Annotated in this window: 16 protein-coding genes and 1 pseudogene; 11 read left to right on the top strand and 6 right to left on the bottom strand. The window is 67.7% G+C overall.

Going from position 1 to position 18,878, the window contains the following annotated elements; translation table 11 throughout:
• Positions 1 to 386: 386 nt before the first annotated feature.
• Positions 387 to 1,349: a cyclase family protein gene (locus ACF08M_RS11730; protein ID WP_392185054.1), complete on the top strand. Its 963-nt coding sequence runs from the start codon at positions 387 to 389 to the stop codon at positions 1,347 to 1,349.
• Between the two features lie 123 nt (positions 1,350 to 1,472).
• On the top strand, positions 1,473 to 3,053 hold the full coding sequence (locus ACF08M_RS11725) for a GMC oxidoreductase (RefSeq protein WP_392185053.1): 1,581 nt from the start codon (positions 1,473 to 1,475) through the stop codon (positions 3,051 to 3,053).
• Between the two features lie 196 nt (positions 3,054 to 3,249).
• Here ACF08M_RS11725 and ACF08M_RS11720 read toward each other — a convergent pair whose 3' ends face one another.
• The 3 genes from ACF08M_RS11720 to ACF08M_RS11710 form a co-directional block, all read right to left on the bottom strand.
• On the bottom strand, positions 3,250 to 5,088 hold the full coding sequence (locus ACF08M_RS11720; protein ID WP_392185052.1) for a glycoside hydrolase family 15 protein: 1,839 nt from the start codon (positions 5,086 to 5,088) through the stop codon (positions 3,250 to 3,252).
• Positions 5,089 to 5,113: 25 nt separating this feature from the next.
• Positions 5,114 to 5,497 (bottom strand): hypothetical protein, encoded by a 384-nt coding sequence (locus ACF08M_RS11715; RefSeq protein WP_392185051.1) that lies wholly within the window; start codon positions 5,495 to 5,497, stop codon positions 5,114 to 5,116.
• Between the two features lie 397 nt (positions 5,498 to 5,894).
• The gene (locus ACF08M_RS11710) at positions 5,895 to 6,572 is read right to left on the bottom strand and encodes a GAP family protein (RefSeq protein ID WP_392185050.1); all 678 of its coding nucleotides are present in this window, start codon (positions 6,570 to 6,572) and stop codon (positions 5,895 to 5,897) included.
• A gap of 374 nt (positions 6,573 to 6,946) precedes the next feature.
• On the opposite strand from ACF08M_RS11710, the gene ACF08M_RS11705 reads away from it, so the two are divergent.
• From ACF08M_RS11705 to ACF08M_RS11695, 3 genes are all read left to right on the top strand, one after another.
• Entirely contained in the window at positions 6,947 to 7,597 is a 651-nt protein-coding gene (locus tag ACF08M_RS11705) for a hypothetical protein (protein WP_392185072.1), read from the top strand.
• 112 nt (positions 7,598 to 7,709) lie between these two features.
• On the top strand, positions 7,710 to 9,062 hold the full coding sequence (locus tag ACF08M_RS11700) for a Dyp-type peroxidase (RefSeq protein WP_392185049.1): 1,353 nt from the start codon (positions 7,710 to 7,712) through the stop codon (positions 9,060 to 9,062).
• Between the two features lie 40 nt (positions 9,063 to 9,102).
• Positions 9,103 to 10,248 carry a catalase family protein gene (locus tag ACF08M_RS11695; RefSeq protein ID WP_392185048.1) on the top strand — a complete coding sequence of 382 codons (1,146 nt, stop codon included), beginning with the start codon at positions 9,103 to 9,105 and terminating at the stop codon, positions 10,246 to 10,248.
• A 104-nt stretch (positions 10,249 to 10,352) separates the two neighbouring features.
• Here ACF08M_RS11695 and ACF08M_RS11690 read toward each other — a convergent pair whose 3' ends face one another.
• Positions 10,353 to 10,925 (bottom strand): hypothetical protein, encoded by a 573-nt coding sequence (locus tag ACF08M_RS11690; protein WP_392185047.1) that lies wholly within the window; start codon positions 10,923 to 10,925, stop codon positions 10,353 to 10,355.
• A gap of 87 nt (positions 10,926 to 11,012) precedes the next feature.
• Between ACF08M_RS11690 and ppk2 the strand changes: the two genes are divergently transcribed.
• Positions 11,013 to 11,834 (top strand): polyphosphate kinase 2, encoded by an 822-nt coding sequence (gene ppk2 / locus ACF08M_RS11685; RefSeq protein WP_392185046.1) that lies wholly within the window; start codon positions 11,013 to 11,015, stop codon positions 11,832 to 11,834.
• Between the two features lie 20 nt (positions 11,835 to 11,854).
• Here ppk2 and ACF08M_RS11680 read toward each other — a convergent pair whose 3' ends face one another.
• Positions 11,855 to 12,730, bottom strand: coding sequence for a universal stress protein (locus tag ACF08M_RS11680; protein ID WP_392185045.1), 876 nt, complete (start codon positions 12,728 to 12,730; stop codon positions 11,855 to 11,857).
• 299 nt (positions 12,731 to 13,029) lie between these two features.
• Between ACF08M_RS11680 and ACF08M_RS11675 the strand changes: the two genes are divergently transcribed.
• From ACF08M_RS11675 to ACF08M_RS11655, 5 genes and pseudogenes are all read left to right on the top strand, one after another.
• Positions 13,030 to 14,376 carry a nicotinate phosphoribosyltransferase gene (locus ACF08M_RS11675; protein WP_392185044.1) on the top strand — a complete coding sequence of 449 codons (1,347 nt, stop codon included), beginning with the start codon at positions 13,030 to 13,032 and terminating at the stop codon, positions 14,374 to 14,376.
• Between the two features lie 180 nt (positions 14,377 to 14,556).
• A complete protein-coding gene (locus tag ACF08M_RS11670; protein ID WP_392185043.1) occupies positions 14,557 to 15,018 on the top strand; it encodes a cyclic nucleotide-binding domain-containing protein in 462 nt (153 codons plus the stop codon).
• Positions 15,019 to 15,099: 81 nt separating this feature from the next.
• Positions 15,100 to 15,678 carry a CBS domain-containing protein gene (locus ACF08M_RS11665; RefSeq protein ID WP_392185042.1) on the top strand — a complete coding sequence of 193 codons (579 nt, stop codon included), beginning with the start codon at positions 15,100 to 15,102 and terminating at the stop codon, positions 15,676 to 15,678.
• A 103-nt stretch (positions 15,679 to 15,781) separates the two neighbouring features.
• Positions 15,782 to 16,834, top strand: a complete 1,053-nt coding sequence (locus ACF08M_RS11660) for a hypothetical protein (RefSeq protein ID WP_392185041.1) — start codon at positions 15,782 to 15,784, stop codon at positions 16,832 to 16,834.
• A gap of 389 nt (positions 16,835 to 17,223) precedes the next feature.
• Positions 17,224 to 17,442 (top strand): annotated as a pseudogene (locus ACF08M_RS11655) (helix-turn-helix domain-containing protein); the annotation flags it as partial.
• A gap of 57 nt (positions 17,443 to 17,499) precedes the next feature.
• Here ACF08M_RS11655 and ACF08M_RS11650 read toward each other — a convergent pair.
• Positions 17,500 to 18,777, bottom strand: a complete 1,278-nt coding sequence (locus tag ACF08M_RS11650) for a M6 family metalloprotease domain-containing protein (protein ID WP_392185040.1) — start codon at positions 18,775 to 18,777, stop codon at positions 17,500 to 17,502.
• Positions 18,778 to 18,878 lie beyond the last annotated feature (101 nt).

Below are 18,878 nucleotides of genomic sequence, written 5' to 3'. Positions count from 1 at the left end.
TCGGCAGAACTGAGCTCGCTCTCCAGGGGATCGGGGGCACCAAGAGGGTCCGAACCCGATGCCGCACGAGCTTCCTCCGCCCTCTGCCTTTTGTCGGGTCGACCAGCAGGTTGACTCATGAGGACCTCGTCACTTTAGGTAGTCACGCAAAGACGCATTGCCCTAAATCACTATAAATGGCAGTTATCTGGCAGGTGTCGCAAGGTGAGAATTCCCAGCCGGGCTTCCTCGAATGGCACCTGGACGGACCCGTCGGCGCAGGTCATCGAGTGGGCTGTCCACCACGCTCGGCCGATCGGCGTAATCCGCCCGCGCCCCGCGTGTGGCCGGGCCGTCCCGATGATTCGGTGTCGAAAGGAGCGTCGACAGGAGTAGGAGGTTTCCCGATGGCCTCGGATCCGCCTGTACCCTCCCGTCCCTCGACAGCGCGGCCCCTCTCCGAAGCGGCCTTCCGTGACCTGTACCGCCGGCTGCGGTGCCGGGCACAGGACGAGGGGGCGGAACCGCGTGGCGCGCTGGACCGGCTGACGCCGGACCGGGTCGTGGCGGCGGCTGCCGAGGTCCGATGCGGGCGCACCGTGTCGTTGGCCGCGACCGTCGAAACCCAGTCCACTCCGGACAGTCCGGAGCCCGCGTCCCATCGGATGACGGCTCCCACGCACCGGGAGGCCGGCGCACCCGGGCTGGCGTTCGCCCGCGACCGGTTCGCCATGAACGTGCACAGTGATGTCGACAGCCACCTCGACGCGCTGTGCCACGTGATCTTCGACGGCGAGCTGTACGGCGGCGTCCCGTCGAGCGCCGTGACACCGGACGGGGCCGGAGTGCTCACGCTCGACCTGGTGCGTGACGGCATCGTCGGCCGCGGTGTCCTCCTGGATCTCCCGCGGTTGCGCGGGGTGCCCTGGCTCGATCCCGGCGACCAGGTGACCGCCGAGGACCTCGTCGCAGCCGAGACCGCCCAGGAGACCACGGTCGGACCGGGTGACCTGCTCTTCGTGCGGGTAGGGCACCGCGTGCGGCGCCGTACCCTCGGACCCTGGGACGTGACGCGGGCCCGGGCGGGCCTGCATCCGACGGCGATGGACTTTCTGGCGGAGCGGGGCGTGTCGGTCCTGGGATCGGACGGCAACAGCGACGCCGCGCCGAGCGCGGTCGCCGAGGTCGGGTTTCCTGTGCATGTTCTGGCCGTCAACGCCATGGGGCTGCATCTGCTGGACTGGCTGGACTTCGAGGAGCTGGTCCCGGTGTGCGAGCAGCAGGGACGCTGGCACTTCCTGTGCGTGGTCGCCCCGCTGCGGCTACCGGCCGCGACCGGCTCTCCGGTGAACCCGATCGCCGTTCTGTGACCGTGCCGGTATCCGGCACCGGTGCGGGGCCCACTCCGGGTGCCGCACCCCCGTACGGCGCGTACGTTCGTAGAAGAGGAGCTGCAACGGGCACAGTCCACGCGAACAAGGACGGGGGTTGCCATGGACGCCCTGCACCCGTACGACGTCATCGTCATCGGCACCGGTGCCGGCGGCGGCACCCTGGCTCACCGCCTCGCCCCGTCCGGCAAACGGATACTCATCCTCGAACGCGGCGACTACCTACCGCGCGAACGCGACAACTGGGACTCCACGGCCGTGTTCGTGAAGGCCAAGTACCGAGCCCCGGAGTTCTGGCTGGACCGGCACGGCAACGAGTTCCCGCCCGAGGTGAACTACTACGTCGGCGGGAACACCAAGTTCTACGGCGCGGCGCTGTTCCGGCTGCGCCCCGAAGACTTCGGCGAACTCCGCCACCACGACGGCATCTCGCCCGCCTGGCCCATCGGTTACGACGACCTGGAGCCGTACTACACCCAGGCGGAGCACCTCTACCTGGTACACGGCCGGCACGGCGAGGATCCCTGGGAAGGGCCGTGCAGTGCCCAGTACGCCCACCCTCCGGTCGAACACGAGCCGCGGATCGAGCAGTTGAGCCTGGACCTTGAGAAGCAGGGACTGCACCCCTTCCACCTGCCGATCGGGGTCAACCTCACCCAGGATGAGAACGGGAGGGCCACCCACTCCAGTGTCTGCATCCGCTGCAACCGCGTGGACGGCTTCCCCTGCCTGGTCAGCGCCAAGTCCGACGCCCAGGTGATCTGCGTGGAGCCGGCCCTGCGCCACCCGAACGTGGAGATGGTCACCAACGCCCGGGTTACCAGGCTGGAGACCGACGCCACCGGACGCAGCGTCACCACCGTCGTCGCCCAGCTCCCGGGCGAGCGGGAGGCCCGATTCTCGGCCGACGTCGTGGTCGTGGCGTGCGGGGCCGTCAACTCCGCCGCGCTGCTGCTCACCTCGGCCAACGACCAGCATCCGCACGGACTGGCGAACAGCTCGGACACGGTCGGCCGGCACTACATGCGTCACAACAACCTTGCGTTGATGGCCATTTCGAAGGAACCCAACGACACCCAGTTCCAGAAGACCCTCGCCCTGCACGACTGGTACCTGGGAGCGGACGACTGGGAGTACCCGCTCGGCGGGATCCAGATGCTCGGCAAGTCGGACGCCGAGCAGATCCACGGCGAGGCCCCGCGCTGGGCCGGAGCGGTGACACCGGACATGCCGTTCGAGGTCCTGGCCCATCACGCCGTCGACTTCTGGCTGTGCGGCGAGGACCTGCCACAGCCGGACAACCGGGTGACCCTGGAGAACGACGGCCGTATCCGGCTCACCCTCGACGAGAGCAACAACATCACCGGACTCCAGCACCTGCGGCACAAACTGCAGCACATCCTCGGCCATCTGGGCATGCACGAGCACCATCTGCTGTCCCGCAGCATCTACCTGCACAAGGGCATGCCGATCGGCGCCACCGCACACCAGGCCGGCACCGTGCGCTTCGGCACCGACCCGGCGTCCTCGGCCCTGGACGTCAACTGCAAGGCACACGACCTGGACAATCTCTACGTCGTCGACACCAGCTTCTTCCCGAGCATCGGTGCCGTCAATCCGTCCCTGACGGCCATTGCGAACGCCCTCCGCGTCGGCGACCACCTGCTGGAGCGGCTCGGCTGAGCCTCCGGCCTCTGGGGCCCGGTGGGCTCTCGCCGCCATCGCCGTCATCGCGCTGTTCGTCCCCCATGGAGACACGCTCAGCTGCATGGAGACACGCTCAGCTGTACTGACTGGGCACCCACGGCGAACTGGAGAACCTCACCGACGCCGACCTGCGGCGCGGCGGCGCGGTGACGAAGGCCGAACCGGTTGCGGGCTACCGCCGGTCGAGGGCCTCGTTCAATGTGATGGCCGAGTCGATGAGGGCGAGATGGGTGAAGGCCTGGGGGAAGTTGCCGAGCTGACGGCCGGTCGGGTCGATCTCCTCGGAGTACAGACCCAGATGGTTGGCGTACCCCATCATCTTCTCGAACACCAGCCGTGCCTTGTCCGTCCGTCCCGCGCGTGCCAGGGCGTCGACGTACATGAACGTGCACAGGGAGAAGGTGCCCTCCGAGCCGCGCAGACCGTCGGGCGAAGCAGCGGGGTTGTACCGGTAGACCAGGCTGTCGCTGACCAGCTTCTGATCCATGGCGTCCAGAGTCGACGCCCACATCGGATCCCCGGGTGTGAGGAACCCGACCGTCGCCATGCGCAGCAGCGAGGAGTCCAGGACCTCGCTGCCGTAGTGCTGGACGAACGCCTGCCGTTCCTTGCTCCACCCCTTGGCCATGACCTGCTCGTAGACGGCGTCCCGCTCGGCCTGCCAGCGTCCGGCTGCGGACGGCCACCCCGATGCCTCGGCGAGGCGCAGAGCGCGGTCGAACGCCACCCACGACATCACCCGCCCGTACGTGAAGTCCTGGCGACCGCCGCGGGTCTCCCAGATGCCTTCCTCCGCCTGGTCCCAGTGGTCGGCCAGCCAATCCAGGTCCGTCCGCAGCGAGGTCCATCCCCCGTGCGCGACCTGGAAGCCGTGCCGGTGCGCGAAGTAGATGCTGTCCAGCGCCTCGCCGTAGATGTCCAGTTGGAGCTGGTTGGCGGCGCCGTTGCCGATCCGTACCGGCGCGGAGCCCGCATAGCCTTCCCAGTGATCGAGGATCTGCTCGTTCAGATCGGAGGAGCCGTCGACCTTGTACATGATGTTGAGCGGGCCCGTGGTCCCGTCGCCTCCGGCCCGCTCCTTGACCCGATCGCCCAGCCAGATGATGAACGCCCTGGCCTCCTCCGTGAAACCCAGTCCCAGCAGGGCGTACACGGAGAACGAGGCGTCCCGGATCCAGGTGAAACGGTAGTCCCAGTTGCGCTCACCGCCCAGTTGCTCCGGGAGAGCCGCCGTGGGAGCGGCCACCACGGCGCCACTGGGGGCGAAGGTCATGAGCTTCAGCGTGATCGCGGAACGCTCCACCACCTCCCGCCAGCGCCCGGTGTAGCGCGACTGTGTCAGCCAGGAGCGCCAGAACGCCACCTTCTCCTCGAAGAGCCGCTGGTGTTCGTCGCGCCGGACCTCCCTGGGCGGTCCTTCGGCACCCATCTCCAGAATCAGCCCGCGCTGCTGGCCGGCCTCCAGGGTCAGCGAGACCTTCAGGTCGCCGTCGTGGTCCGTGAGAAGGTCCGCGACCTGTTCGTCCTCCGGCTCTCGGATGGGGTGCACGGTGAGTTCCGTGCCGTCCTCCGCGGCGAAGACCGCTCCGTGCGGGGTGATGTGCAACTGGTGTTTGCTGCGCCCGTAGTCGAAGCGCGGGGCGACTTCCACATCGAACGTCATGGTGCCGCGCACACAGCGGATCAGGCGGACCAGGCGGTGACGGTTCGTGGCCGTCGTACTGGTCACGGGCATGAAGTCGATCACCTCACCGGCGCCCGCCTCGGTCATGAACCGGGTCACCAGGATCGCTGTGTCAGGCAGGTACAACTGCTTGGTCGAATGCGTCCGGTGGGCCGGCCTGACCGTGCAGTGGCCGCCCTTCTCCTTGTCCAGAAGCGCCCCGAAAACACTCGGCGAGTCGAACCGAGGGGAGCAGAACCAGTCGATCACCCCCTCGGTGGTCACCAGCGCCGCGGTCTGCAGATCGCCGATCAGTCCGTGGTTCTCGATCAGCGGGTACTCGTCCATCGGGGCGCCCCTTCCGGTGTGCGATTCACCCGAATGCACCCCCTCGATCAGCGTATGCCGGAGCTCCTGCTCCGGCTCGTCGGGCGAGGGAGACCCCAGCCCTGCGCGCTGGCACGGGGGCGGCCGGCCCGGCGACGGCGACCGAGAAGAAGTCCGGCGTGTCGATGACGTGGGGCACGGGTCGTAGCACAAGCTCGAAGGCCGTGGACTGCTTGCTGGCGCCGCGCGCCGGCAAGGCGAACCTCAGGGTGATCGCGATGGCCGGCGCAAACCCGGCCGTCAACGCCCGCAGCCCCTCCCGGACCCCGCGACGGCTACCGCGGTCCAGTCCGAGTGCGATGCCGGTGATCGCGTTGTACTCCCGGCCGATCACCATGGCCGCCACGACGGGGATCTGCGAGTTGGTCATGCCAAGACTCCCACTGGCCTTCCTCGACAGATCCCAGGTGGCCGAACACCGCCCGGCCCCGGTCCCCGAGGTCGAGCCGACGCCGCCGGCTCGGAAGGCTCCCAAGCGTTCCAGCCCGGAAGGGTGCTGGCGGTAGGGCTACCTCGGCCCTGCAGGAACCCCGAGGGTCCCTCTGCTGCCAGTCTGCCGCGATGCGACCGGCCCACACACCTCTGTTGATGTCAGCTACTGATGTCACACAACTGATCACGGACGGCCGTGAACTGCGGCCGCCTAAACGATCAATGCTCTGACCGGCTGCTGAGCGGTCGGCTGCCGTCGGTGACAGCCGTGACCCCGCAGCAACGAGCGGACGGCCCATCCTTCACAGCCGACACCCACGACTCCTCGGCTGTCATCAGGAGACGAGGATGGAGATGCCGTCTCCGAGCAGCTTCAGCCCGAGAACGAAGAACAGGACGGCCATCACGGCGGCATTGTGCTGAGCTGCCCACTCCTTCCAGCTGCCGAGCGTGATCTTGGCTCGCTCTCCCCCGAGAAGGAAGACTCCCAACGGGGCCAGCAGGCCGAGGGTGGCGATCAGGACGAAGATTGCCAGCGATGCGATCTGCTGCCCGACTGGGAGTCCGGCTGAGCCGATCGCGGCCCCTGCGGCGATGGTCAGCGGGGCGTTCTTGGCATTGAGGGCGGCCAAGGCCAGTCCGAGGGCGAAGACCTTGACCGGAGCGAGGCGGTCGATCGCACTCATCCACTTCGGCAGCTGAGCTTGCGAGGGATCCTTCGGGCGCCGGTGCCATTGCCGGGCGCCGAGGACAACGAGGAACACTCCCAGAGCAAGCTTGAGGGCTCCCACCCAGGTGGCCGGGTGATTGTGGGCAGAAGCGCCTGCTGGGGAGGCGATCGCCAGCATCACCGCGCCCAGTGCCGAGAGTCCCAGGATCCATCCGATGGTGAAGAGGATTCCGTTGAGACGTCCCCGAGGCGTGGCGAGTATGAGGATGATGGCAATGATCGGGAGCGGGCTGACCGCGACGGCGGCCGCAAAGCCCATCACGTCACCGAGAACGTGGCCCATGGTTGCCTCCGGGTGGCGGTCCGATGGAGCAGGGGCGCGGCGGAAGCGGGTGACCCGGCCGCCTGGGCGGCGCAACGGGTTGGTGTGCGATGGGCTGGCGACACTGTCTTCCCGGACGCGCGGACGTGGCTGCCCTGCAACGGTGATGACGACGTACTCGGCGCGTCTCACCGAATTCCATCTTCCTGCGCCTGGCCGGATCTGTCCTCGGGAGTTCCTCGGGACACGAGGAGCCCGGCGTCGGCCCTGCCGTACCAGGCAGCCGACCCCGCAAAAGTCAGAGCTTCTTGAGATAACACCCCAGGTGACCGCACCTCCCTGCGGCCGAGATGCGAAGCAGCTCGGCCGCAGGGAGGATTGCAGATGTGGGGGCGATGGCGCCTCATATCCCGGTGCTTGGCGACCCTTACACCGATCCGTGGCAGGAGAGCCTCGCGATGAATGCGACAGGTGCAACACAGCCGGCTCACCCTGAGCACCCGGGCAGGACGGATGGCGTCTGCAACGAGTTCACCGTTTTCACCAAGATCAAGCCGGGCGAGGTCGATGCGTTGCGGGAGGATCTCGCCGCGATGGCCGACGCCGCGGATGACGAGAAGGTCCATGCGGCGGTGCGCCAGATCGGCACGCTGCATGACGCACGGCACGTCATATTCGACAACGACACCAGGTTCATGTTCGCCAGCGTCTTCGACGGCCCCTGGGAGACCTACATCGACGACTTCGCCAAGACGGTGGTCGGGGCCCGCTTCGACAAGGTCTTCTCACACAGCGAAGGGTTCCCCGGCGTCAAAGATCCAGGGGCGAAGGACTGGTTCCTCGACCACCAGGAGGCCGCAGGCGTCTTCGTCAGCGCCTACCCCGAACTGACCGTTCAGCAGATCTACAAGGACCAGCGCGTGGACAACGCGTTCCAGGAAGTGCTGGACACCCCCGAGTTCCGGACGGCGCTGGAGAACCCGGCAAACGCAGAACTGGTGGCCACACCAGCCTTCCAGAAGCTGCTGGAGGAAGCCTCGGCCTAGTACCCGGACACAACCGGCCCTCGGAACCGGCCCGACGGCGGGCCGCGTCGGCGGGCGGGTCGGCCGCTGTTGGGTTGCCCAGGCGGAGACCGATGTGGAGGCACAAGCGATCATGAACACCGCGGACAGCCGCAGCGCAGCCGTCGTGCGCGTCGAGGTCGACGACGTCCAGAGCGGGGCCCTACGCCCGCGGCCCGTGCCCTACGAGGGAAAATTCATCTTCCTGCGCGTGGATGACCGCCACGCCGGGCGCGCCCTGCTGCAGCGGCTGCTTCCGGTGACCTCGGGTGGCCTGCCCAGCACGGACCGAAGCCAGGATGCCTGGGTGGCTGTGGCGTTCACCTACCAGGGGCTGAGGGCCCTGGGGGTGCCCCAGGAGTCACTGGACAGCTTTCCCCGAGCGTTTCGTGAGGGCATGGCCGCCCGGGCGGAACTGATCGGCGACGTGGGCGAGAGCGGACCGGCCCACTGGGAGGCGCCGTTCGGAACGGGCGATGTCCATATCGCCTTGAGCGCCCTTTCCTCCGATGCGGCGCAGCTGAGCGAGAAGCTGGAGCGGGCCCGCGTCGCCTTCGAGAACACGCCCGGTGTCCAGGTGATCTGGCAGCAGGAGGTCCGCCAGCTCCCGACCGGGCGCACCACATTCGGCTTCCGCGACGGCATCAGCCAACCGAACATCGAGGGCGTCGGGCTGCCCGGCTCCAACCCGCAGGAAGCCCCCATCAAAGCCGGCGAGTTCATCCTCGGCTACCCCGACGAAACCGGCAGCCTGCCGCCCATGCCCACGCCCGATGTGCTGGCCCGCAACGGGACCTACGCAGCCGTGCGCAAGGTCCACACCAACGTGGCGGCGTGGCGCCGGTATCTGCGCGCGAACAGCTCCGGCGCCGAGCAGGAGGCTCTCCTGGCGGCGAAGATGGTGGGGCGGTGGCCGAGCGGAGCACCGCTGACGCTGGTACCGGAGCACGACGATCCGGAGCTGGCCGCCGATCCGCACCGCGTCAACAACTTCCTGTACCGGGAGAACGACGACCGCGGCTACCGGTGCCCCGCCGGTGCGCACATCCGCCGCGTCAACCCCCGCGATTCCACCATCATCGGCGACGCACGGATGCATCGACTCATCCGCCGCGGCACCACCTACGGCCCACCGCTACCGGAGGGCGTGCTGGAAGACGACGGCGCCGACCGTGGTCTGGTCGGAGTGTTCCTCGGCGCACACCTGGAGCGGCAGTTCGAGTTCATCAAGGCCGAGTGGATCAACGACGGCAACTTCATCGGCTACCCCGGCGAGAAGGACGCGGTAGCCGGGCATCACGGCGGAACCGGCACCGTCACCATCCCGGAGAAGCCGGTCCGGCGCCGTCTGCAGAACCTGCCCAGCTTCGTGGTCACCCGGGGCGGTGAGTACTGCTTCGTCCCCGGGTTGCGCGCCTTGCGCTGGCTCGCGGAATTGGAGGACTGAGGGCAGTTCGTACCACGGTCTTCGAGGAGGGTTCGACACCATGGCAGCACAGTTCGTCCGCTATACGCCTGAGGTTGAAGCCGATGATCCGAACTTCGACCGCAACCTGCAGACGGTGATCGACAAGACCGAGAGTTACATCGCCGACTCCGTCGAAGCCGGTGGCACCGGCCGGGCCCTGCGCGACGCCCATGCCAAGGGCTACGGGCTGGTCCGAGGGGAAGTGGAGATCCTGGACGGGCTACCCCCCGAGTACGCCCAGGGCATCTACGCGACCCCGGGAACCCACGATGCGCTCATCCGCTTCTCCAACGGCTCGCCTCACGCTGGAGCAGACGCACGACTGGGCGCCGCTACCGGACTGGCATTGAAGATGTTCGACATCCCCGGCCCGACCCTGTTGGAAGACGAACCGGACACGGGCACGTTCGACTACGCCAACATCAACGGACCGGTCTTCTTCTGCAACACAGTCGAGCACTACCTGTTCATCCAGGAATTGTTCCTGAACGCGTCGGCCTACTTCTCCCAAGGCCGCCCCGGAGCCCGTCGTTTCTTCACCGACTTCGTGACCGGAAAGGGAACCCTGGACCAGGACAACTGGGCGTGGGACGAGTTCCTGGCCCTCCTACGCCTGTCAAAGATCTCCCCGAAAAACGTACTGCTGTCGAGCTACTGGACGATGGGCGCGGTCCGGCACGGGGACTACATCGCCAAGGTACGCATCACCCCCGACCCTGACTTCGCCGCCGCGGTGGTCCGGCGCGACATCGATCCGACCTCGGCGGCGGAAGTCTTCCGGCCGGCCCTGCAAGCCGAGCTGCAGGAGCGGCCCTACACCTACGACATCCAGGTCCAGCTCTCTACCGACCTGGAGCGCATGCCGGTGGAGGACACGACCGTGGAATGGCCCGAGCAGCTCTCGCCGGCCGTCACCGTGGCGAAGCTGCGGCTGCCGCAGCAGGACATCTCCGGCCCGGAAAACCTGGAGAAGATGGACGCACTGTCCTTCACACCCTGGCGGGTCACCACCGAGCACACACCCCTGGGCAACATCATGCGGGCCCGCAAGGAGGTCTACCGGCGGTCCTCCATCGCGCGTCACAAGCTCAACCAACAGCCCCGCACAGAGCCCCGCAGTGCCGACGAAGTACTCGGCCCGGCCCGACGAAACCGACCGACATGACCCTCTCGATCGCTCCGAGCCGAGGTACAACTGCTCGCAGTGCAGAGACCACCTGGCAGAAGCCTGTCTGGCTGCTGGCCACACTGTGGTGGTGCCCCAGCGTTTCACTGCGTCGGATCCGATCGTGGAGGCCTTGGCCGATCTGACCGCTTCTCGTTTGGCTGCCCGGCTGCCGGCCGACGTCTCCGACCCCGAGACGCCGCCGGGCGCCGCCCAAGTCGCTGGCTGTGGTGCCGGGGGTCGAGTTGGGGCAAGGCGAGCAGCGCGTGCTCGGCGTCGTCGGCAACCAGGCTGCCGATGACGGGGAGGCCCGGGTGGCGTGCCTGGAGCTCTGCCTGCGTGTTGTGCACGATCCGCCTCGCCCAGTAGTTCTGGTCCATCCCGGCGGGAATGCGGGTCGGTTCCGGGCCGTTGCTGGCCTCGGCCAGCGACTCGATCAGCTGGGCCCGGCCGTCCACGTCGGCCTGCCAGGGCCCGAAGCGCGTCGCAACGGTCCGCAGAACCGACCGGAGCCATGCCCTCATCGTGAGGCATCCGGCCGAGGTCGCAATCCTGACCTGAGCGTTCACATACGCGAGCGCGGCAGTGGCAGCGGGGCGATCCGCGTGTGGCCGTAACGTGTGGCCGGGATTGGCCGGCGAGATGGCGAATCCGATCCGCTCGCCGACCTGCCCCATCGATCGTGTCGTTCCGGATCCGCGCAACGAGGCCCGTCCGGCCCTGACGCTTGACTTCGGGCATGGTCTTCTCCGTAACGTCATCCCATGCCAGAGGAGAAAGGTTCGGGCGGGCCCGGAAGGCTGCCACGCTCGCTGTACGAGCCCGAGCTGTACCGGCTCCAGACCGAGCTCGTGAAGCTCCAGGAGTGGGTGCGGGCCGAGGGCGCACGGCTTGTTGTGGTGTTCGAGGGACGTGACGCGGCGGGCAAGGGCAGCACGATCAAGCGCGTCACCGAGCTCCTCAATCCCCGGGTAGCACGTATCGTCGCACTGCCGCGGCCCACTGAGCGCGAGCGTGGTCAGTGGTATTTCCAGCGCTACGCCGAGCATCTGCCTGCCGCAGGTGAAGTGGTCCTGCTCGACCGGAGCTGGTACAACCGCGCGGGTGTCGAGCGCGTCATGGGTTTTTGCACCATGGAGGAGCACCAACGGTTTCTTCGACAGTGCCCGATCTTCGAGCGGATGCTGGTGGAGGACGGCATCCTGTTGCGCAAGTACTGGTTCTCGGTGAGTGACGCGGTGCAGGAGCAGCGATTCCGGCGCCGGCTGCAGGATCCAACCCGCCGATGGAAGCTCTCGCCGCTGGACCTGGAATCGATCAGCCGGTGGGAGGCCTATTCGCGGGCGAAGGACGAGATGTTTGTCCATACGGACATCTCGGAAGCTCCCTGGTACGTGGTCGAGAGCGACGACAAGCGCCGGGCACGGCTGAACATGATCGCCCATCTGCTGTCGACCGTGCCGTACGAGGAGGTCGCTCCGCCCGTGATCGAACTGCCTCCGCGCCCGCCGGCCACCGGATACCAACGTCCGCCCAGGGACCTTCAGACGTACGTCCCCGACCATGCGTCAGCACTGAGCGGGTGAGGCAGGCACATCGCGTACGGTCACGTCGCCAGAGGTATGACAGCCACCGGACAGTCGGCGTGGTGAAGCAGGGTGCGAGCGACCCGGCCGAGGTGGGGGCCGAGGTGACCGCGGCGCCGGTGCGCTCCGACGATGATCAGATCCGCAGCGGCCGATCGCAGGGCCAGCACCTTTGCGGCCGTTCCCTCGACTGCCGCCGAGTGCAGCCGGACCGTCGGGTGAGCGCGTACGGAGTCAGCCACCGCGTGGTCGATCACAGTGGCCGCACGTTCCTTCCAGTAGAGGTGCGGCTCACCGGCAGTGCGGGGGTGATCGGTGTGATTGCGCGGCGGGCTGCGCCAGGCATGTACGGCGTCCAGGACACAGTCCCTTGCTTCGGCCTCACGGAAGGCGAACCGGATCACCACTGATTCTCCCTCCGGTTCCTCGACACCGACGAGGATGCGCCCGTGCGTGCCTTCGATACCGGCCCTGTCGCCGCGCACGACGATGACGGGGCAAGGGTGCGACGCGGCCACGGCGAGGCTGACGGAGCCGAGCAGAAGTCCGGTGACCCCTCCGCGGCCTCGTTCCCCGGTGATCAGCGCCCCTGCATTGTGCCCCTCGCGCAGGAGGGCGGTCACCGCGTCTCCGGGCAGTACCTGGGCCGTGACGTCGACGGCCGGATGACGGCGGCGGGCGCGCTCAGCGGCAGTTTCGACGATGCTTTCGGCGAGCGCCCGCTCTGAAGGGCGACCGAGACTGAGCGCCGGGGCAGCACCCACGCGGAGATCCCCCTCGGACGCGTACACCACTCGTAGCGGCAGCCCGTGCAGGGCTGCCTCGTCGACGGCCCAGTCGACCGCCCGCAGGTTTGCCTGCGATCCGTCCACACCCAAGACCAGGGGGAGTCTCATCGTCCCCACCGCCTTCCACTGGGCCAGGTAAGAGGCCCCTCTTCTCACAGTTGCACCGGAGCAGGCCATTCGTCAGGACCGGTTCGGTCCTGACGCGGAACGGTCGGCCCCCTCCGTGGCCTGGCCGGCCCCGCACGCACGACGTGTTCTTCAGCCGCGACAGGAAGCGGCTCGGCGTTGGGCTGGCCCACGTCGAGAGGAAGGCCGATAGTGGAGGAGCAGCGTGGTGAGGCGGGACCGCGCGGGGCCGGGAGGCAACGCCGGCAGGAGTGACTGCGGCGGGGAGGAAGGTGCCGTCGATGTCTGACGCCACGAGTACCGACCTCTACGAGGTCACGATGGCTCAGTCGTATCTGCGCGAGGGTATGACCGGTTCGGCGACGTTCAGTCTGTTCGTACGCGATCTGCCACCGGACCGGGGCTTTCTTGTCTGTGCCGGGCTGGAGCCGGTCCTCGACTTCCTCTCCTCCTATCGTGTGGACGCAGATGACGTGGACGTCTTCGCCACTGTCATGGGACGACGGCCCGAGGATCTGGCCCCACTGCTCGGCCTGGAATTCAGCGGCGAGGTGCGGGCAGTGCCCGAAGGACGCATCGTGCTGGCCGGAGAACCTCTGCTGGAAATCACCGCGCCTCTCCCGCAGGCCCAGCTCGTCGAAACCTATGTACTCAACCAGCTCAGCCACCAGACCGCCGTCGCCTCCAAATGTGCCCGGTGTGTGCTGGCCGCCGACGGCCACTCCGTCGTGGACTTCTCCCTGCGCCGCACTCATGGCATCGAAGCCGGACACCAGGCCGCCCGGCTGGGTGCCATGGTCGGCTTCGCCGGAACCAGCAATGTGGCGGCCGCCTACTCCGAGAGCCTGCCCGCAGTAGGCACGATGGCCCATTCGTACATCGAGGCGTTCGGCGCCGAGGAAGACGCGTTCCGGGCCTTCGCCCGGTCCCATCCGGGCCCGGTGACATTCCTCGTGGACACTTACGACACCGTGGCAGGCGTGGCTACGGCAGCGCGCGTACTGCGCGATCTGGGACTCGGCCCGGGGTGCGCCGTCCGGCTGGACAGCGGTGATCTGGGAGCCCTGGCCGTACAGGCGCGGACCGTCCTCGATGCCGCGGGCCTTCAGGAGACACAGATTGTGGTGAGCGGTGGTCTCGACGAGTTCGCAGTGGACGGTCTGGTCCGTTCCAAAGCGCCCATTGACACGTACGCGGTCGGCACCAGAATCGGCGTCTGCGCGGATGCCCCCTACCTGGATTCCGCGTACAAGCTGGTCGAGTACGACGGCCGGGCCGTGATGAAACTGTCATCGGCCAAGGTGACCGCACCGGGACGCAAGCAGGTGTTCCGAAGGCCGGAACACGCGGATCTCATAGCTCTCGTCGACGAACCCCCGCCCTCGGACGGCACCCCGCTGCTGGAGTCGGTCATGCGGGAAGGGCGACGTGTTTCGGAACGCACGAAGCTGGACATGGCCCGGCAGCGGTTTGTCACCGACCTTGCGGCGCTGCCGGCCGGGGCCCGCGCCATACGCGCGCCCACCGCGCCAAGGGCGGAACCCTCGGAATGCCTCACTTCACTCGCCGCAGATGTCCGCCGGCGCATCGAGCAGAATCTGCTGGGGCACACACGCGGGGCTCTCTGATCCGATCTCGCAACAGGACGCAGGAGAAGCCTCTGCCGACGGAACCGGCACGTGCTGTGAGATCTCAGAATTTTCTCCGGCCCAGGGCCGGACGGGACCGCGACAGGGGCCGGTAGACCCATGTCCGTGAGCCGGCTGTCCGGCGATGCTGAGATCGGAGGCTACCGAGGAGGTCCACCGATGAGCGCTTCTCCCACTCGTATCACCACAGCCCTGCCTGCCCCATACCGCGCCCGTCTGATGCAGATCGGGAAGGAGGTCAATTTCGACGAGGGAACCCGTCTCTTCCACGAAGGAGACCGTGCGGACCGCTTCTGGATCCTGCGCTCGGGCACCGTCACCCTGGATGTCCCCGTACCGGGAAGCTCACCGGCCGCGATCGAGAACCTCGGGTCCGGTGAACTGGTGGGCTGGTCCTGGCTGTTCGAGCCCTACGTCTGGCACCTCGGAGCCGAGGCGATGACGCCTGTCCGTACCCATGAGTTCGACGCAGCGACGGTACGGATGATGATGGACGCGGATCCCGCCTTCGGCTCGGCCGTCGGGCACTGGGTCGGGCAGGTGCTCGCCCGCCGGTTGCAGGCCGCCCGGATCCGTCTGCTCGATCTCTACGCCCCTCACGGCAGTGGCGGCTTCGTGTGACGTATGCCGCCATGCCGCCATCCGAGAGCCACGCCCGAGGAGCACGCCACGGTTGCATCCCGGTACATCGTCAGCGACGTCATGACCCACACGGCCGTCGCCATCGGCCGCGAGGCCTCGTACAAGGAGATCGTCGAGCTGATGCACCAGTGGAAGGTCAGCGCGGTGCCGGTGCTCGAAGGCGAGGGCCGTGTTGTCGGGGTGGTCTCCGAGGCGGACCTGCTGCCGAAGGAGGAATTCCGGCAGGGCGCCCCGACACTGCCCGGCCAGCTCGAGGAGGGGGCCAAAGCCGACGCGGTGCTGGCCGAGGAGCTGATGTCGAGCCCGGCCAGCACCGTTCATCCCGATGCCACGCTCGCCGAGGCCGCCCGCATCATGGCACGCAAGCGAGTGAAACGACTGCCCGTGGTGAACGGCCTCGGCATGCTGGAGGGTGTTGTGAGCCGCAGCGACCTGCTGAAGGTGTTCCTGCGCCCCGACGCCAGCGCAGCCAGTGGGAGAAAAAGGTTCTGCCGAGTCAGCGGACGGGTTCGCAATCCCATCACGACGCCGAGCTGTGCCCCAAGCCAGTGGGCGCAGGCCCTCCTTCGCAAAGCTGACGGCGAGGATCTGTGCCAGTGCGCCGCTGGCGCACCGGGCAGGCGGTCACCCGCCCGCTGACCGGCCGGCGGCCCCGATCGGTGTGCGAGGACCAGCGCGCGCCGGTGGAGTGCCGCGCGCGCGGGGTGTACGGCACCAACGACGTCCGCAGATACTGCTGGCCATGAACAGGCCCAAAACTGCGCGGTTCCTCGCTGCACTCGCCGTTTGTGCGGCCAGCGCCTCCCTGCCGGCGGGCGTCCAGGCCACTCCCGCGTCCGCAGAAACCTTCTGCGGCTCCAACTACTCGGTCGATGGCGCCATCTGGACCGAGTACACCCAGACGCCCGGTGTGCGGGAGGCCCTCGGCTGCCCCACAAGCGATGAACTCGGCCTTCCCGACGGGGTCGGCCGCCGTCAGGTCTTCGACAACGGCTCGATCTACTGGAGCCCAAAAACCGGGGCGCACGCCGTGTGGGGTCTCATCCTCCAGAAGTGGGGTCAGCACGGCTGGGAAGGCGGCTACATGGGGTACCCGCTCACCGACGAGCTGAAGAACCCCGATGGGATCGGCGTCCGCCAGGAGTTCCAGAACGCTACGGTCTACTGGTCCCCCAACACCGGAGCGCACGCGGTACACGGCAACATTGGAGCGTGGTGGGGAATGTACGGGTCCGAAAAGGGGGCGTACGGCTACCCCACGAGCGACGAGTACGACACCGCACACGTCGGCGGCAACGTCGATAACAACGAAGGCAAGCGCCAGGACTTCCAGTCCGGCAAGTACATCTTGTGGAGCGATGGTCAGACCAACGCCTTCGAGACCTGCCAGACTGCGTGCATCGGCTACGGCGGCATCACCAACACCAAGTGGGTGAAGAAGACCGAGGTCTACGTGAATTGGACCGACAGCCGCTTGACGTCCGTCCACGTCACCCCGACGGCCGCCGCGTTCAAGACCATCACAGGGAACGATGACGCCGCCAGTGACGTGAATGACGACTGGAGGCAGGTGTGGTCCAACACGCCCATGTTCCCCGACGCCACGAAGACTAAGAAGAACTCGACCTTCCAGCAGCTGCAGTGCCACGCATTGTTCTCCTACGGGCTCGGCGGTAAGCACGGCGGTGGTTCGACGTGGGATCTCGAAACCTGGCAACCTGAACTCACCGGGGACGCCAAGACGAAGGTCGAGAAGATGTTCCGCTCCGGGTGCAACTGGAAGACGGACTCGTAGCACCTGCCCGGTCTCGTGGGGGAGGTGGAGGGCGGTGTAGGGGTCGGGATCGTTTGCGCCCGGCGCCGGGTAAGCGCGCGTCGGTGGACGGGCGCCGGGGCGGACGCCCGGCCCACTCGGCCAGGGCCATGAGGTAGCTCATGGCCCACATCGCCGTGACCGTCCCGAGGCCGAGCAGCCAGACCGTCACTACCAGCCCGGTGGCGGGGTAGGGCCCCAGCTGAGCCGTCCACGGGTGTTGCAGGCAAGTTGGGCACGTCCGAGATGACTAGGTGTTCTGTCCACGGAGGTTGGTGACAGGGTTCACGGCTGATTGATCTTGAAATGGGTGAGGGCCTTCTGGCCTGGTGTGGATTGCGACATCTGCACCGGCGACCAGAAAGGCCCTCGTGCCCCACCGTAATGCACCCCTGACCGAGACCGGACGGCTGCGTCTGGCCCGCTGCGTGGCCGAGGACGGCTGGCCCCTGTGCAGGGCCGCCGAACGCTTCCAGGTCTCCCCGACCACGGCCGAGCGGTGGGCCGACCGCTACCGCGAACTGGGCGAGGCGGGCATGAGTGACCGCTCCAGCCGCCCGCACCACAGCCCACGCCGGACCCCGACCCGCATGTGCGGCGAGCGGCCGGGGACGCAGCCGGGGGCAGGGGCGAGTGATCCGGACGGGTCAGGGGCGAGTGACCCGGACGCGGTAGTTGCCCTTGTCGTCCTTGCCGACCACGGCTATGCGTATTTTGTCGACCCGGTCGGTGAAGGTCTGGCCGGGCCGGAAGGCGGCGTCGGAGAGCTCGGCGTGCACATTGGGCTGTCGGGTGCAGCCGCTGCTGTTCTTGGTGCTGTCCGCGACGGACACCGGCCCCTGGCCGGTGTCGACGTTCGAGCTCACCTTGTAGATCAGCACGCCGGGCCGGCAGACCGCGTGGTCGTTGCCGGCCTGTGTCCGTACCTCGACCGCGTAGCCGGACTCGTCGCTCAGCGGTACGAACGCCAGCTTCGTCCCGCCCCGGGTGGCCAGCGGTTCGAGGACGTGGTCGCTGCTGCCGGGCTTGGCGGCGCAGCTGATCTGCTTGTTGTCCAGCCAGCCGAGCTTCCACTTGTGCCAGCCCAGCAGGTCGTTGTCGGCCCCCCAGTCCTCGGACATGATGTCCCAGTGCCCGACCGCGCCGCCGCCCTCCATGGTGTAGAGGTCGGGAAGGCCGAAGACATGGCCGTTCTCGTGCGGCAGGACGCGGTATCCGGTCTGTTTGAACGATCCCGAGCCGTCGTCCTGGTGGCTGTAGATGAAGGACGTGTTGGCGAGCGGCACGCCGTCCGCGTGCAGCGCGTCGGCGTTGCCGGAGAAGGTAACGGACAGGACGGTGTCCAGGGCGGAGGGGCCGGCGTTCGGTGTGACCAGGATGTTGATCAGGTCGTACTTCCTGAAATCCACTTTCGGGTCGGCGGCCGCGACGATGTCCTGGGCGAGGTGGCGGTAGCCCGGTTCGTACATCGATCCGCGTTCGATCCCGTACTCCGAGAACGGCAGCGGCATCCGCAGCCAGGTTTTCACGGGGGTGTCGGGGACGTACGTGAGCCGTCCGTACGAGGCGGTCCGGAACCATGTGGTGGTCTGCGGGAAGAATTCGTCGAACCGGTCCATCGCCGGTTCGGTGCCCGGTGCGTCCGGGAAGTCGATCATCAGGTTGAGCGCGTGGATCCTGCCGGTGGAGCGGGCGTAGCCCTTTGGGGTCGGCATGCCTTCCGACATCTGTACGCCCATGGCCGTGGGTATCCGGCACGGGGCCGTTCCCGCCGGCCGGATGGCGGGAACCGGGCCGGCCGAGGCCCGGCTGGCTATCGGAAGGGTGCTGCTGGCCGAGGCCATGGAGGCGATGACCAGGACCGTTGCCGAAGTGAGCGCGATCGGGTGGCGATGCCTGCGTATCCGGTGGCGGGGCTTCTGCATATAGGCGCCTCGGGGTCCGCGGCAGTCGGCCGGCCCTGACTGCGCTCTGCGGATCAGCCTGTGACGGGTGGTGCGGTACCGCTCGTTGGGTGCGCCGTTCG

Origin of the sequence: Streptomyces sp. NPDC015032, assembly GCF_043080425.1 — a bacterium.
Taxonomy (GTDB): domain Bacteria; phylum Actinomycetota; class Actinomycetes; order Streptomycetales; family Streptomycetaceae; genus Streptomyces.
The sequence above is the reverse complement of the archived record's forward strand: the minus strand, read 5'-3'. Positions and strand labels throughout refer to the sequence as shown.